At 37.0% G+C, this 15,677-nt stretch carries 14 protein-coding genes; 4 read left to right on the top strand and 10 right to left on the bottom strand.

The features are described 5' to 3' along the window. Positions 1 to 12: 12 nt before the first annotated feature. From AWV75_RS03980 to AWV75_RS18400, 4 genes are all read right to left on the bottom strand, one after another. Complete coding sequence (locus tag AWV75_RS03980) at positions 13 to 363, bottom strand: DUF7832 domain-containing protein (RefSeq protein WP_231737987.1); 351 nt, start codon at positions 361 to 363, stop codon at positions 13 to 15. 165 nt (positions 364 to 528) lie between these two features. Next, the gene (locus AWV75_RS03975; protein ID WP_060873141.1) at positions 529 to 1,401 is read right to left on the bottom strand and encodes an HTTM domain-containing protein; all 873 of its coding nucleotides are present in this window, start codon (positions 1,399 to 1,401) and stop codon (positions 529 to 531) included. Beyond that, a complete protein-coding gene (locus tag AWV75_RS03970; protein WP_231737985.1) occupies positions 1,401 to 1,991 on the bottom strand; it encodes a DUF5819 family protein in 591 nt (196 codons plus the stop codon). The genes AWV75_RS03975 and AWV75_RS03970 overlap by 1 nt, the downstream gene beginning before the upstream one ends. A 221-nt stretch (positions 1,992 to 2,212) precedes the next feature. Next, on the bottom strand, positions 2,213 to 2,422 hold the full coding sequence (locus tag AWV75_RS18400) for a hypothetical protein (RefSeq protein WP_082711026.1): 210 nt from the start codon (positions 2,420 to 2,422) through the stop codon (positions 2,213 to 2,215). A gap of 436 nt (positions 2,423 to 2,858) precedes the next feature. Between AWV75_RS18400 and AWV75_RS03955 the strand changes: the two genes are divergently transcribed. Then, positions 2,859 to 3,737, top strand: coding sequence for a hypothetical protein (locus AWV75_RS03955; protein ID WP_060873137.1), 879 nt, complete (start codon positions 2,859 to 2,861; stop codon positions 3,735 to 3,737). Positions 3,738 to 3,904: 167 nt separating this feature from the next. Here AWV75_RS03955 and AWV75_RS19085 read toward each other — a convergent pair whose 3' ends face one another. Continuing rightward, the gene (locus AWV75_RS19085; protein ID WP_231737983.1) at positions 3,905 to 4,252 is read right to left on the bottom strand and encodes a cuticular collagen family protein; all 348 of its coding nucleotides are present in this window, start codon (positions 4,250 to 4,252) and stop codon (positions 3,905 to 3,907) included. 221 nt (positions 4,253 to 4,473) lie between these two features. On the opposite strand from AWV75_RS19085, the gene AWV75_RS03945 reads away from it, so the two are divergent. Next, on the top strand, positions 4,474 to 6,159 hold the full coding sequence (locus AWV75_RS03945; protein ID WP_060873136.1) for a hypothetical protein: 1,686 nt from the start codon (positions 4,474 to 4,476) through the stop codon (positions 6,157 to 6,159). Between the two features lie 133 nt (positions 6,160 to 6,292). Here AWV75_RS03945 and AWV75_RS03940 read toward each other — a convergent pair whose 3' ends face one another. Continuing rightward, positions 6,293 to 6,766, bottom strand: coding sequence for an OsmC family protein (locus AWV75_RS03940; protein ID WP_060873135.1), 474 nt, complete (start codon positions 6,764 to 6,766; stop codon positions 6,293 to 6,295). A gap of 416 nt (positions 6,767 to 7,182) precedes the next feature. Between AWV75_RS03940 and AWV75_RS03935 the strand changes: the two genes are divergently transcribed. Both AWV75_RS03935 and AWV75_RS03930 read left to right on the top strand, forming a co-directional pair. Further along, positions 7,183 to 10,233 carry a hypothetical protein gene (locus tag AWV75_RS03935; protein WP_060873134.1) on the top strand — a complete coding sequence of 1,017 codons (3,051 nt, stop codon included), beginning with the start codon at positions 7,183 to 7,185 and terminating at the stop codon, positions 10,231 to 10,233. 105 nt (positions 10,234 to 10,338) lie between these two features. Beyond that, positions 10,339 to 12,099: a hypothetical protein gene (locus AWV75_RS03930; protein WP_060873133.1), complete on the top strand. Its 1,761-nt coding sequence runs from the start codon at positions 10,339 to 10,341 to the stop codon at positions 12,097 to 12,099. 125 nt (positions 12,100 to 12,224) lie between these two features. Here the strand turns inward: AWV75_RS03930 and pstB are convergent, their stop codons facing one another. From pstB to AWV75_RS03910, 4 genes are read right to left on the bottom strand one after another with little or no spacing between them, the layout of a single operon-like run. Next, complete coding sequence (gene pstB, locus AWV75_RS03925) at positions 12,225 to 12,971, bottom strand: phosphate ABC transporter ATP-binding protein PstB (RefSeq protein ID WP_060873132.1); 747 nt, start codon at positions 12,969 to 12,971, stop codon at positions 12,225 to 12,227. Further along, a complete protein-coding gene (gene pstA, locus AWV75_RS03920; RefSeq protein WP_060873131.1) occupies positions 12,961 to 13,818 on the bottom strand; it encodes a phosphate ABC transporter permease PstA in 858 nt (285 codons plus the stop codon). Before pstA ends, pstB begins: the two co-directional genes overlap by 11 nt. Continuing rightward, entirely contained in the window at positions 13,808 to 14,698 is an 891-nt protein-coding gene (pstC, locus tag AWV75_RS03915) for a phosphate ABC transporter permease subunit PstC (RefSeq protein WP_060873130.1), read from the bottom strand. The genes pstA and pstC overlap by 11 nt, the downstream gene beginning before the upstream one ends. Continuing rightward, a complete protein-coding gene (locus tag AWV75_RS03910; RefSeq protein ID WP_231737981.1) occupies positions 14,688 to 15,470 on the bottom strand; it encodes a substrate-binding domain-containing protein in 783 nt (260 codons plus the stop codon). The genes pstC and AWV75_RS03910 overlap by 11 nt, the downstream gene beginning before the upstream one ends. Positions 15,471 to 15,677 lie beyond the last annotated feature (207 nt).

The following is a 15,677-nucleotide window of genomic DNA, read 5'->3' as shown; positions in this document are numbered from 1 at the left end:
AATAATTTTCTATTACTTTGATATTGAGTACTTCCGCATAATCAGCGAGATAGTCACTGTACGCTTGTGCAAAGGGCGTTTATCATCGTAGTAATCCTGAATAAAATCATTACCTACCTCATTCAAGTCATCAGTTGTAAACTTGCCATCACAGCAGTTAAATAAAAAATCAACTCCCGTTTGTGTTCGATTTTTGACCTGAATTATTCGTGGGGTATGGTCTTCTATATGTTCTTCTGCTATTACATCCATTTCAATACACCAAGTCAACAACATACCCATATGTGTTGCTCCGTTTTCTTTGGGTAAATCCTGAGGAAAGTCTCCATTATAATGCCAAGCTGCATCGTCATATTTTGCCATCGTCTAGGTTCAATTGTTAGCGTAAAAGTACAGTAAAAAGAACTCAAATAGAAACTAAAATACGGTTTTTATACCAATAGCATTGAATGGGAATAAAAGGACTAGCATCATGAAACCGTTGCTAAATTCACCTAAAAAAGGAGGAAGAATTTCGGAGGTAAAGGTTTATAATTTTAGGTATAGATTGGTTTTTAACTGTAATGTATCGTATTCTTGATCTGTAAAAAAAACAGCATAACAAGCCAACATAATAAAAGAGAAATTATCAATTCGCATGAATACTAAAATGCCTAAGTGTAGGAGAATACCGATAAGCAAAACAATTTTTCTTGTGGAATTAAACCAGACAAAAATAGGGAATGACAACTGAAATGCAATAGTAGACCAGGTTAACGCATAAACGAGAATGGGACATTGGGTGATGTAGTCATTCACAGCATACGCAGAGAAATCACTAGTGTTTAAAATGTAGTAAAGGGCAGTACCATCAAGCCAAACTTTTCCCTGTAGTTTATGTAAACCAGCAAAGAAATAAACAATACAGATTTGAATCATTATGCCAAAAATTGCTACAGCAGTGAGTTTTTTGAGATAGTAACTGGATTCAATTCCTATTTGTTCTACAATTTTAGTATAGGGTTTACACAAGCTCTTAGAAGAAATAAAAAAGAAAAAAGGTAGTAGTGCAGTAATGATATTATCTCCACCATCAAGGAGGTAAATATTTCTGAATTTGAAGATAAAAAGCAAGAAAAAGAGCACTATAGCCGAAATTCGAGGAAGCATTCCCAAGGTAAAAGTCAAGCTGCATAGAAAGCCTAGAAGGCAAAAGAGGAACACATGACTAGGTTGGTTGAAATCAATATGTAAAAGTTGTAGGTTATAGTATTGCACAATATCTTGATAGGTTTCATATGATACAATACCATTGTGATCGAAAATAAAATTTCGATGGGTGTAATAGGCAATAAAATCCTTCATCAGGCTTAATCCTATTAAGATGCGAAGTAGTATAATACCAGTAGTTCGATGTTCCATTAGTTTTGTTTTAGTAAGAAGATTTTATCTAATTCAGTATAAATAGTCGTATAGGTTTTGGGGAGGTGTATATCCGTATTGAGTTGTTCATCCACAAGAAATAGTTTGATAAAAACAGAGTCATGAGGCTGAATCAAGGACTGGAAATCGGTTTGATTTTGAAAAACGAATTTGGAATAGTTAACAATCGATTCTAACCCTTGACTAATATGGGGATTACCTTGAATCTTTATGTTGTTCTGCTGTAATTGAATGATATCATTGAAACACCCAGAAAAATATTTTTTTAGTCGTTGATCGATAGAAAAAAAAGAACTATAACTCCTTATTCTGATGAGTTTTTGGATATCAATCAAATTGCTTTTCTGTGTTGCCGTACAGAATTGGACTAGAAAATAGTGATTGCCCATCGGTGGATTGGGGGAGAACATGCTCCAATTTTGTTCAAAAAATGGTAATGCATAGTTTTCTTTAAGCTGTTGGATGGTGTCAGATTTAAAATAGCCTTGATCATAAACCTGAATTAGGAGAATAAAAGAGCAGTACAAGAGTAGTACTAGGTATACGAAGTAGTGATATAATCTTTTCATAGTGACAAATAAAAAATGAAAATACATACAGTGATAGGGAGGTTATCAATAACCAGTCCTAGATAAGGGATATAGCACAGCCTAAAAAAATCAGGGTATGCATTTGATACATCCGCTTGTGTCGTCTTTGTTTTTAGTCCTGTGATTGCATTAACGTTTTGTTTGTTGAGGCAACGTAAAAAAGAAGTAAGGTCTAGGACTAGACCTTACCCTTTTTTCCTTTATCTTCTAGGGATAAATGGTTCAAAAGTGCTTGCACTAGATTGTGTTGTAGCATTAGAAGAGGTTGAATTTCGGCTCTCGCTACTAATAGCATTGCTTTTTTCTCCAACTAATGTTGTTTTAGTACCTGTACCAATAGAATTAGCACTACTTAATCCGATAAGAGTAACAAATGCGAATGCTACTCCAAGAAAAATTGATTTTTTCATGGTTTAAAAAAATTAAAATGTTAATAAATAATACTTGTATTGCTTTTGTTTATGAAAGCCTTTTGGATGTAGGTGCTTGTCTATATGTCTCTTTCAACTAGAAAAATGACGTTTTACAAACGGTATGATGTTGGTTATTGCTCATCATTTGAGAATTCAATGATGTTGTACATCAGATCAATCACGAGTTGATTGATCTGATTTTGTTGTTTAAAAGTAGTACAAAAAATAATCACAAACAATAGGATTTTTATTAAAAATACCTGTTTGTTTGAATAATTATTATAATAATTGATTATTATTTGAATATAATATTGTTTTGTATTGATGAGATTGAACTGCATTTTAAAAATGAAGCTTGATTTATTGTGATAAGTCACTTAATCCGTTTAGTTTCGTATCCTATATAGTATAAATCTATGCAAGGCGCGATACAATGAATGATTTAACAAAAGGGATACGCTTGATTTTCTTTCCTATGGTAAAGCTTACTTTACTCGTTATTGTTGGGCTTTCTTTTCTACATTGGTTGTTGTTTATAGTAGGAGATTTGCCTGTACGCGAAGATGTGTATTTGTTTTTTCTGCCTATAGTGGTACCCCCAATTGCAGTGTTTTTTATGTTGCGTCCAAGATTGAAACAATTGCAGTTTAAACAGGATAAAATGTTGGACTTTTATTGTGTTCTTTTTAGTATTGCGATGATTGCACCAACGATGATTGCACAAAATTATCTCGATAAGACAATGGGTAAATTGACAACGTTGGAAGATATTACCCAAGTAGATAAGGAACCAAAATCCAAATATTATACCGTTAATCGCTATCATCTTGATACCCAGAAGGTAGGATGGTATACCGAAATAAAAGCGTCGGGAAAGACAAGTTATGATTTGCTTTTTCGAGCATACGCTGTATTTCCAATAGTTAAGCGCTATTCGGATCAATCAACTATGAAGCATACGTATTGGTTGTGTGTTTCTTATAAAAGAAACACGGGTAATCCTAAGAATGATCAGCAATTAAATTTGATTTACCAACGGTTTATACGAGAAGTTCAAAGTGAATTCAAGGGAACAAACTTTCGAAGTTTTACTTTTATAGAAGGATTAGACAAAGCAAAAGACAGAGGGAAATACGCAGCAGCTTTAGCTAATCTTGGGCATAAGAATGTTGATGAAGTGCTTATTTTTAAACCGCACTTTGAACGATTTGAATCGCGTATACAAAATCAATTGCTTTGGTTTTTTGTTGCATTGGGACTTTCGCTTGCACTTTGTTTTGCACTTGTATTTTTTGCTAAATTGAAAAAATAATAGGCTGTTTTATAGGATATCTACTTCGGTTTAGCGTTTTTCTTTCCTCTCTTTTCGGTCTCTTTAAAAAGACAATAAATAAATCTTTATTTTGAATTTCGATGTCTTTCTCTTCTAATTCAAAGATTTCTGCGCATTTCCAATAGATATAGATCAGAGGGTTTTGGTTATAAGCTAGAAGATTGAGAGGTCTCCAATTCTTTTCGCTTGTATTTTAATCGAATGAGTTTTCGTTCTATATCGAGCATCTCTTCATTGACTTTTTGAATGTGGGAATAAATCATAAAAGGAAGTACTAAACTAAACACTATGGCCATAGCAGTAAAGGCTTCCCAATAGCCCATAGTTTCAGCCATAGAAGAACGACCGCCTTTTGAAGGAATTCCAGGTATTAAGAAAGCACAAAGTACAAAAAAGGGAATGGGAAATAGGGCATTCCATTTTGTCCGAGGTAGTTTAGCTAATTGTTCTCGTAGTTGTTTCTCTTCTCGGTCAAATTTTAAAAGTGCATTCATCGTGTATAAAAGCGGTGTTACTGAAAGGAATAAAAAAAAACTAGGATAAGAAAATCCGATAGGAAAGATATCATTAAAACACAATTTATCCAAGAGATTATCCAAAGAAACTTCTTATCAGTATAGTATTAGGTGTTAGTCACTATGCTCTTGTAGAAAAGAAAAGCAGATTTGCACTAATTCGTAAAAGTTAAGTATCTTAGCCTCAAACAACCCCAAAAATGAAATATTATCTTATTTGGATCGTCTGTTGTTGTAGTACTGTTGTTGTGGCACAAGACACTTATACACAATGGATTGAGCAAGCAGAAGCTTTAGTGGAAAAAGAAGAGGAAACGAGTAGCAAGCAAGCCTTATTGTTTTATCAAAAAGCGTTTACACAATTCCCCGATAGTATTGCTGTAGATGATTTATATGAAGGAGCTGTTTTAGCTTCGACACTTCAAGAAAAGGACCTTGCATTCACGTACTTAAATCAACTCCTTGGAGACAAAAAAGACAGCAATGGATTTCCTGGATGGATGAATATTATACATGAAGATGCCACTGATGAATGTAAAAACCTCCTAGCAGATTCCCGTTGGAAGGTACTCGTAGCAGAAGCAACAAAGCGAAAAAAACAGCTCAATATTGCCCTACAGAAAGAAGAAGATGCGTTTCTTCAAACGAAAAAACAGGATTTTTCTGGTATAAGGGAGGGCAAAAAACTATACGAGAAAATTAAAGCGGATACCCCTTATTTACCCAAAGACCAACGTGATTATTCGATTGGTTTTCAATTAAATGATACCACCAAGACATCGTATTATATTCACCTACCTAAAAATTACAATCCAGCGAAAGCTTATCCGTTGTTGTTCTTTTTACATGGAGCCGTTCGATACAGTCCGTTGCTGGAATTTCAAACTGCAGAAATGAACTTGAGCGGTTGGAATCGTTTTTACACTAAATATGCAGAGGAGTATGAGGTGATTCTCGTATTTCCTCGTGCTAATAAAGCGTATAATTGGATGACTACTGATGCGGGTTTCTTTATGATTCCAAGTATATTAAAGCAGATTAAAGAAGTGATTCATGTGGATGATAATCGCGTATTCCTAGCTGGGCATTCCAATGGAGCAACAGGAGTTTTTTCTTATTTGATGAAAAATGCGACACCTTTTGCAGGGTTTTATGGATTTAATACACAGCCAAAAGTACATACAGGAGGCACGTTTGTGGAGAATATAAAAAACCGTTCTTTCTTAAGTTTTTCAACGGATGAAGATTACTATTATCCACCACAAGCGAATGATGATTTTACAGCTTTGATGCAACGCCTCGGAGCAGATTACAAGGAATATCGATATAAGGGATTTCCACATTGGTTTCCTGCGTTTGATGAATCTGAACCCGCGTATCAAATTTTGTTTGATGATTTAAATCAAAGAAAGCGAAAAGCGTTTCCATCAACCTTGACTTGGGAGTTTGATGATGAGGCAAATGGCAGTATCGATTGGTTACAAGAGATGAAACTAGATACCCTTCGTCCTAAAGCCGATGGGCATCAACCATTGAATTTTAAAATTACAACCTGGTTGAGTTACAATGAAGAAGATAAACTAAAAGCTGAAACAGTAGACCAAGATGCGTTTGATTTCCCTCGTGCATCAGGTAAGGTTGTTGCACAGTATAAAGACAATGTATTTCACTTGACTACATCTCGTATAAAGTCTTTGGTCCTTGCCATTTCTCCTGAGATGGTAGATATAAAGAAACGCGTAAAGGTATATGTCAATGGTCAACTCTATTTTAATAAAAAAGTAGGGTATGATACTTCATTTATGTTGCAGAATTTTGAAAAAAATAAAGATCGACAACAATTGTGGATCAATAAAATTACGCTCGATTTAACCGCTAAAAAATAATCGTATTTAAGTTTAGTACACAAGTATATAAAATAGCCCTCCATTTTTTGGAGGGCTATTTTGGTATATTCTTATGGGGATTCTTAAAATAGTATTGTCCCAATCAATGGGGTACCCATATGTATTGGTTAGGCTATTTTTCGCTTACTTTTATCGTAGGCACATGTTGAACCGGAAAATTCACCGAATTGGCAATAAAGCAAAATTCACTTGCTTTTTGGTGTAAGGCCAAGGCTTGTTCAACCATATCCTCATGTTGAACAGTGACTACCGGATGTAAGGTCACCGCTGTGAATCGACCTTTCCCATCCTTTTCTTCAATCATAATTCCAGTAACCGTATCGGTATAAGCTTCCACAATAACTTGGTGTACGGAACAAAAATGGAGATACCACAACATGTGACAGGAGGAAAGAGAAGAAATAAACAAATCTTCTGGATTGTGCTTTGTTGCATCTCCGCGAAAAGCAGGATCAGATGATCCTTCTAGTGTGGGTTTACCTGTAATTTGAATGCTGTGACTGCGCTCGTAGTGGGTATAGTGGTCGGTACCTGTACCTTGATTTCCGGTCCACTCGATTTGTGATTGATAATGATGCTCTTTCATCTAATGTGGTGTTGGTTGTATTATCAACTATTGTATGAGTACAAAAATAACGGTCAATAGAGATAAAAAAAACGTTTTTTTATCGCACTCCTGGAAGTATCAATCGTTTTAATTGGCACTTTTGATTGTCGTAAAGGTATCGAAATAAGTTCAACTTAAGGGCTGTTTTAGGTGTAAAGTGAAACAAGACAGTGTTATTTGTAGAAGTAAGTCAAAAGTTGTAAAGAATTAAAAACTAAAGGTAGAGGGGAGAAGGAGTAAATCTTGATTCATGGAATACAGGTCTTTCATTTTGTGATTATTTCTTGACTTAAAAGGGTGCAATTTGAGTATTTATTATATTTTATAGTTAAAATTAATAGTTTGTTTATTTTGTTAACGTTTTTTAGATAATTTTAATAAAAAAACAAAGTATTATGAAGAAGATCTTAACTACACTGGCTTTTTTTATTGCAGTTTGGGGAGCTTATAGTCAAGTAGGAATAGGTACTGCGATACCAAATAAATCAGCAGAATTGACCTTAATGTCTGCTGATAAAGGATTACTTATTCCCAATATTGCATTAAAAAATACAACCGATACGACGACTATACACAATGGAAATGTCGAGAGTTTATTAGTTTATGCGAATGAAGCACAAGGAGATATTATACCTGGTTTTTATTATTGGAATAAAACGAAATGGGTTCGTGTGAGTAGTTCAGATCAACTAGTCGAACCGGATAAAAACACGATGAATGTTTCGTTTACTATTGTTGATAATCAGTTAGTTTTAACGGATAACGATGGAAATACGGTAAGCATTCCATTGGAATTAATTAATATTCCTACTACAATCGATTATAACCCTGTAACAGGCGTAGTTACTTATACGAATGAACAGGCAAGCGAACAAACCGTTGATTTAAGTCAGGTGGTACGTAATTTTGAAACGTTGACTTCAATAAGTATGGACGTTACTGCAGGCAATGTAACTTATATAGATGAACAAGGAGATTCAAAAGTTTTGGATTTGGCAAACATGATTAAGACACATGAAACCTTAACTTCTGTAACGCTTGATACTGCTACGGGAACTTTAACTTATCTAGATGAACACGGGGATTCGAAATCCTTTAATTTAGTTGATGTAGTGCGAGCACACGAAAGTTTGACTTCTTTGGGACTGAATATTGCTTCAGGTATTTTGACCCAAGTAGATGAAGAAGGACGATCCAGAACATTTGACTTAGCTTCAGTGGTTAAAGTGCATGAAACATTGACTTCTATAGGAATGAATGCTACTGCTGGTACATTCACGTATACGGATGAGCATGGAAATTCAAAGAATTTTAATTTGGCAGAAGTAATCAAAATCCATGAAACCGTAACGTCTCTAGGGGTAGATGCTGCAACAGGTAAATTAACCTATACGGATGAAGAGGGGAGGGTAAACAACATTAATTTAATAGATGTTGTTCAAAATTTTGAGACGCTTACTACTGTAGACTTAAATACTCCTGTGGGGACATTAACTTATGTTGATGAAAATAGAAATTCAAAACGAATGGACTTAGCGAAAGTCGTTAAAACACATGAAACGCTTACTGCTGTTAAATTAAATATCCCTGTTGGAACAATGACTTATGTTGATGAAGAAGGAGATTCAAACCCTTTTGATTTAGCGAATGTAGTGAAAACCCATGAAACTGTAACAGTGCTGGGCGTGGATGTAGCAGCCGGAAGCTTAACCTATACGGATGAGGAAGGGGAGCTAAAAACGCATGATTTAGCAGAAGTAGTGAAAACCCATGAAACTGTAACGGTTTTGGGCGTGGATGTAGCAGCCGGAAGCTTAACCTATACGGATGAGGAAGGGGAGCTAAAAACGCATGATTTAGCAGAAGTAGTGAAAACCCATGAAACTGTAACGGTTTTGGGCGTGGATGTAGCAGCCGGAAGCTTAACCTATACGGATGAGGAAGGGGAGCTAAAAACGCATGATTTAGCAGAAGTAGTGAAAACCCATGAAACTGTAACGGTTCTGGGCGTGGATGTAGCAGCCGGAAGCTTAACCTATACGGATGAGGAAGGGGAGCTAAAAACCCATGATTTAGCAGAAGTAGTAAAAACGCATGAAACGCTAACAGTTCTGGGTGTGGATGTAGCAGCCGGAAGTTTAACCTATACGGATGAGGAAGGGGAGTTAAAAACCCATGATTTAGCAGAAGTAGTAAAAACGCATGAAACTGTAACGGTTCTGGGCGTGGATGTAGCAGCTGGAAGCTTAACCTATACGGATGAAGAAGGGGAGCTAAAAACGCATGATTTAGCAGAAGTAGTGAAAACCCATGAAACTGTAACGGTTTTGGGCGTGGATGTAGCAGCCGGAAGCTTAACCTATACGGATGAGGAAGGGGAGCTAAAAACCCATGATTTAGCAGAAGTAGTAAAAACGCATGAAACGCTAACAGTTCTGGGTGTGGATGTAGCAGCCGGAAGTTTAACCTATACGGATGAGGAAGGGGAGTTAAAAACCCATGATTTAGCAGAAGTAGTAAAAACGCATGAAACTGTAACGGTTCTGGGCGTGGATGTAGCAGCTGGAAGCTTAACCTATACGGATGAAGAAGGGGAGTTAAAAACGCATGATTTAGCAGAAGTAGTGAAAACCCATGAAACGCTAACGGTTCTGGGCGTGGATGTAGCAGCCGGAAGTTTAACCTATACGGATGAAGAAGGGGAGTTAAAAACGTATGATTTAGCAGAAGTAGTAAAAACCCATGAAACGCTAACTTCTCTAGGAATGAATACAACAACAGGTATATTGACTTATTTAGATGAAAAAAAAGATACTATAAATCTAGATGTTCGAGCATTAGTAGGTAATGGGGACCTAACCGTGTCTGAGGGAATCGAATTCTATGCATCAACAGAGGGAACAGGTAAATTGCTATCTCCTGCAAGTGTTCGAGTAGCGAATGGCGGGATCACTACTGCTAAATTAGCGGATATGGCAGTAACGGCTGCCAAGATGAATGCTGAAAATTCAACTGCAGGAATGGTTCCTACTGCTACAGGAGACAATGGAAAAGTTGTCTACAAAGCGTTACCGAATTTCTTTTATATGCCTTCCGTTATCTTTACAACATCAACTATGGGTGTAGGACTGAAGAGGGATTTGTATCAAGATTATGTGAACCAATTTACAGGGGGAGCTGTAGGAGAGGCCAATGCAACCTATTTTATATCCCATGGGGCATCTGGTGGAAGTATGCCATACACAGGAGGTTTAATTAAAAACCCAGGAGCTTCATCACCTGATATTGTCGTTTATCAAAAAAATCAACTGGATTATTATGTTACTTACTATGATACGAGTGTATTAGCGAATGTGAAGATTGATGATAGTGGCATATTGACGTATGATATTATCGGAAATGCAAAAGCTACTTCTTATATGAATATTGTCTTTGTAATTAAGTAAGCTCCAAATATCAGAAGTTTGAATATTGAGCGAAGAAACAGCTGTTTTTTTATTCAATAAGTAAGAAGAAATAAAGGTTTGAAGTTTAATTAAAAATAGAGAGAGATGAATCGTTATCAAATAAATATTCTTTTAGTTGGGGTCTGGTTGACCTTCCTTTTAGGGACTCATTTTCAGGTATATGCTCAATATTGTGTAGAAGGAGTCTGCAATGCTAATACCTATCTAAATAGCTCTGATCCCAATACGATTGAATATGACAATATGGTGAGTAGTTTTCACGCAACGATGGTTAGAGAATACGATGGTAAAGTTCGCGTATGGGGGCAGAGTATCGGACAATCTGGAGCCGATATTGCGCCACCAATTGAACTTAATGGAACAAATTATGGAACGGGAGCAAATAAATTGACAGGCGATGTTTTGCGGTTTGCAATAGGAGGTTCACATCAATTTGCAGCCTTAACAACGGAAGGACTTTATATATGGGGAGCATCTGGTCATTTAGTCTCAGCGAATATTCCCAATGTATTGGTTAATAATTTTAGGAAAGTATCTGTTGGTTCGTACAATGTAAACGGAGGATCACCTAAAGCAGATGGGCTTCCGGCTGGGGTACAACCAACCGCAGTAAAGATGATGTTTGGAACTACTTTAGGATTGGCTATTGTAACTTGTAATGGACAAGCTTGGGTACTGACTTCGAATGGAAATTCGTACGGGGATGGTGCAATAGAGACGCCCCAAAATAATAGCTTATGGCATCGGGTAAGTACGGGACCTGGTGTACCATTAGAAGATGTTGTAGCTGTGCGAGGGTGTTACACTAGTTTTATGGCTCTCACATCTCAAGGAAAAATATATACGTGGGGATTAGGTACTCGTTTAGGAAATAATACGGCAGCAGTTGATAGAAAATTTGCTACTCTTATGTCCCTTCCTGTTGACGTAACTCCTAAGATGATTGGTATGACTAGTAGTAGCCTTGGGAAGACCTATTACCTTTTAGCAACCGATGGAAGACTTTTTTCGTTGGGTGATAATTTATCTCGACAGCTAGGAGATGGGGGGAATGTGAATCGTAATAGTTGGTATCAGGTAACTACTTCTACAGTTGTAGGTGGAGTAACTTATATGATAAATAATAATATTGCGTGGATTAGTCCACAAGAACATTATACTAATTCTGCTTCAATCAATGTGTTGACGAACGATGGTAAATTATGGGCCTGGGGGAATAATTCAGGAGGAATGTTAGGGGGCACCTTCAATACAATACCTCCCACTTTTATGCCAGGAACTACTACAGGTGCTTACAACCCGAAGCAATTAAATGTGAGTGATCATCTTATGGCGGTAGAGAGTGGAGGGCATACGACTTTACTAATCAAACAATGTGCAGCTAGATTCGGGTATGTAGGACATCAAACCTCTGGTAGTATGTCTGATAATATAACTGCAAATGGTTCTTTCAGCCAATATACCTTTGAAAATACATCTGAAGTACACATTTGTGGTGCAGTTTCTTTACCTGTATTAAGCGATGGCAAAATGTGCCCTGGGGATACCTTTGATTTAGCGAATGCTGAACCATCTGCAAGTGGGTCGGGAATAGATTGGTGGATGGATGCCAATGCCACAATTCCAGTTGAAGAACCTGGATCAGTACCAGCAGGAACGTATTATGGAACAAACCAAGGGGTGTCAGTTAAATGTCCTACACCAATGAAGGTATCCTATTATACTGATAAAGATCCCGAATTTGTACTTTGTGAAAGTAATTTTATTAGTAATCCTCTTGTTCGACAGCTGATGCAAAATGCTGCCGATGCCACCGAAAAAAGAGATCAATTTATTTCAAGATAAAATAAACATAAAGGAGAGTAAGGGCTTCATCTTATTGAGCGCATAAAACAAAGCGGAGTAGTGTTTAGTTAGACACTACTCCGCTTTTGGTTGTTCTATAGCGGTTTGTATGCAAAACAATGCGTTTATCCAAATACCCCATTGATGTAATTCTTTGTCATTTCGTGTTTAGGATGTTCAAAAATATCCTGGGTCAATCCACTTTCTTTTACCTCACCCAAATACATGAAATAAGTATGATCGGCGATGCGTTGGGCTTGTTGCATGTTGTGTGTAACAATGGCAATGGTGTACTTTTCTTTTAAGTGAAGAATAAGCTCTTCAATTTTTATGGTACTCACGGGGTCTAAAGCAGAACAAGGCTCATCCATTAAGATTACTTCTGGACGAAGAGCAACGGCTCTAGCGATGCATAGTCGTTGTTGTTGTCCTCCTGATAAACGATGTGCAGGCATTTTTAAATCATCTTTTACTTCATCCCATAAAAAGGCTTCGGTTAAAGCTTTTTCAATGACACTTTTATCGTGTGGTAAGTTGTTTATTTTTAATCCGTAAGCAATATTATCGTAAATACTTTTAGGAAACGGATTGGCTTTCTGGAACACCATACCAATGCGCTTTCTAATCTCCGTTACGGGTATATTTTTAGCATAGATATCTTGATCTTCGAGCTTGATTGAACCTTGTATTTTAGCATAAGGAACCAAGTCGTGCATGCGGTTAAAACTGCGCAATAATGTACTCTTTCCACAACCCGAAGGGCCAATTAAAGCGGTGATTTTATTTTCTTCAAATTGTACGCTTACATTTTTTAAAACATGTTTGCTTCCAAAACTAATATTTAAGTTGTCGGCGGATAATTTAGTTTTCATTTTTTCTGAATTTATAACGGATATAAAATGCGCTTAGGTTTAATACAAACACCACAAGAATTAAGATTAAAGCGGTACCATAAGCAATGGGTCTGACTTCATCAATAGATTGGTGTTGGGTAGATAACATATACAAGTGATAGGGTAAGGCCATGAATTCTTGGTTGAGGTAGCCATTGGTATCACTTATGTAAAAGGCTGCTCCCGTAAATAGAATTGGAGCGGTTTCTCCAGCTGCTCTTGACAGGGTTAATACAACACCCGTTAAAATTCCTGGAACGGCAGAAGGGATGACCACGTCTTTAATCGTTTCAAATTTTGTGGCACCCACAGCTAAAGCTGCTTCTCGTGTACTATTCGGAATCTGCATCAAAGCCTCTTCTGTGGTCGTGATGATATAAGGAAGGGATAACAAGCCTAGGGTTAATCCCGCAGCGAATAATGAAGTACCCAATTGTAAGGTTTGTACAAATAAAGCTAAACCAAATAACCCATATATAATCGATGGGACACCCGATAAATTTCGAATAGCTGCACGGATGATGCGTGTCAACCAATTATTTTCTGCATATTCATTTAAATAGATCGCACAGCATACTCCAAAGGGAATACTAAATAAAGCAGTAATGAGCGTAATGAGTACTGTTCCTATGATGGGGGTTAAGATACCTCCTTTTGTCATTCCTTCTTTGGGAACACTAGAAATAAACTCCCATGAGATACTCCCTGCACCTTTACTTACAATTTCAAAGAGAATCACAACGAGGAAAAAGCAAACGATGAGTGTTGTTCCCACTAAGGTTCCCCATTCGATGATAGAAGATAATTTGAATTTATTAAGCTGCATGGTATTTTCTTAATCGGTTGATAAAATATTCTCCTACAAGATTGGCTATTAAGGTCATAAAGAATAGAACCGTAGCTAAAGCATATAATCCGTAGTAGTGTGTCGTTTGGTAGGGAACTTCTCCCATTTCGATAGCGATTGTAGCGGTCATGGTTTTTACAGAATCAAAGAATCCTGTCGGAATTAAGGCAGCATTACCTGTTGCCATCAGAACCGTCATGGTTTCTCCAATCGCTCGACCTACACCCAGCATAATGGCAGAGATGATTCCAGGCGCAGCAGCAGGGATAATCACCTTGCGCAACGTTTGCCATTTGGTAGCTCCCACGCCATAACTGGCTTCTTTATAGGTTTTAGGAACGGCGTGAATCGCATCTTCTGCTATGGTAATAATCGTAGGTAAAGCCATAACAGCTAGTAAAATAGCGCCGTTTAAAGCATTTAGACCATTTGGCAATCCCGCCATATCCGCTAAACCTGGACTCACCACAACAATACCCAAAAATCCAATAACGACAGAAGGTACAGCTGCGAGCATTTCAATCGCAGGCTTTAAGATGTTTTTCAATCGCGTTCCCGCATATTCAGAGATAAAAGCTGCAGTTCCAATTCCCAAAGGAATGGCAATTAGCATAGCCCCAAAGGTAACGAGTGTCGTACTCAAAATTAAAGGAAGCATACCATATACTGGAGTTTTAGCTGTTGGATTCCACTCCATACCTGTGATAAAATCAAGCGGCTTCACATCCATGAAGAAGGAAAAAGAATTGTAAACTAACAAGGCTAAAATTCCACCCAATAAGCACAGAACTAAAAGACCTGTTGCTTTAAAGATATATTTGAAGACAATATCTAAACTAATTCTAACTTTATATTTCATTTTGTGGTCGTTCTATGATGTAATACCCGTGTTCTTTAATGAGTTCTTTCCCCATTGTACTATTTTCGAAATCAATAAATGGCTTTACCTTTTCCCAAGAGTCCTCCAAGATAAATTGATAAAGAGGGCGTTGAAAGAAATACAAGCTGTTGTTGATGGCGTGTGCATCAATGGGAGAATAGGCCGTAGAAGTAGGAGTCTCTTTAATGCTCAAAATTTTTACCGTTGGATTTGTAGCAGATTCATGAGAGATATAACCTGCCCCAACATATCCAATCCCAGATTTATCTGTTTTGATTCCTTCAAGGATTTGAGCATTCCCCGTCATTTCTTTGGCTGCATTAGAAAATTCGATTTTAAGCTTCTTTTTGATGAAAGAATGCGTTCCTGAACTACTTTGACGCCCGTAAATATTAATAGGTAAATCAACCAAACCAAGTTGATTCCAATTGGTGATTTCACCTTTCATAATCTTGGCTAAGGTTTCAAGATCAATCACGTCGATAGGAAGGTCTTTATGAACAACAAAGGCAGTGGCATCTTCAGCAAAAATCACGGTGCGTACCTTGATTTTTTTGTCTTCAAATTGTTGAATCTCTTTATCGGATAAAGGACGAGAAGAATTTGCAATATCCGCTTGACCATTTAATAAAGAAGTAATTCCGATTCCCGAACCTCCTCCGGAGATTGCAATACTAAAATCGGCGTCTACTGCTGTATACTTTTCTGCTAAGTTTACAGCAAGGTTTACCTCTGTATCCGATCCCTTCATCTTGATTGAATGGTTCTTGTCTCCACATGAAAATAGGAGTAAAGATGAGAGAATAAGCAGATTTTTTCGTGTAAGAATATAGAGCTGTTTCATTAGCACAAAAGACATCGTTTACTTTAAAGTAAAGGTTATTCCTATATTATCAATATGTTAACTCTGAATGAGAAAAAGCGATAATTTAATGTAGCCTTCTTACCTTAGTTAAAA

Origin of the sequence: Myroides odoratus (assembly GCF_001549985.1) — a bacterium.
In the GTDB taxonomy this organism is placed as follows: domain Bacteria; phylum Bacteroidota; class Bacteroidia; order Flavobacteriales; family Flavobacteriaceae; genus Flavobacterium; species Flavobacterium odoratum_A.
This window is presented reverse-complemented; position numbering and strand designations above follow the sequence as displayed.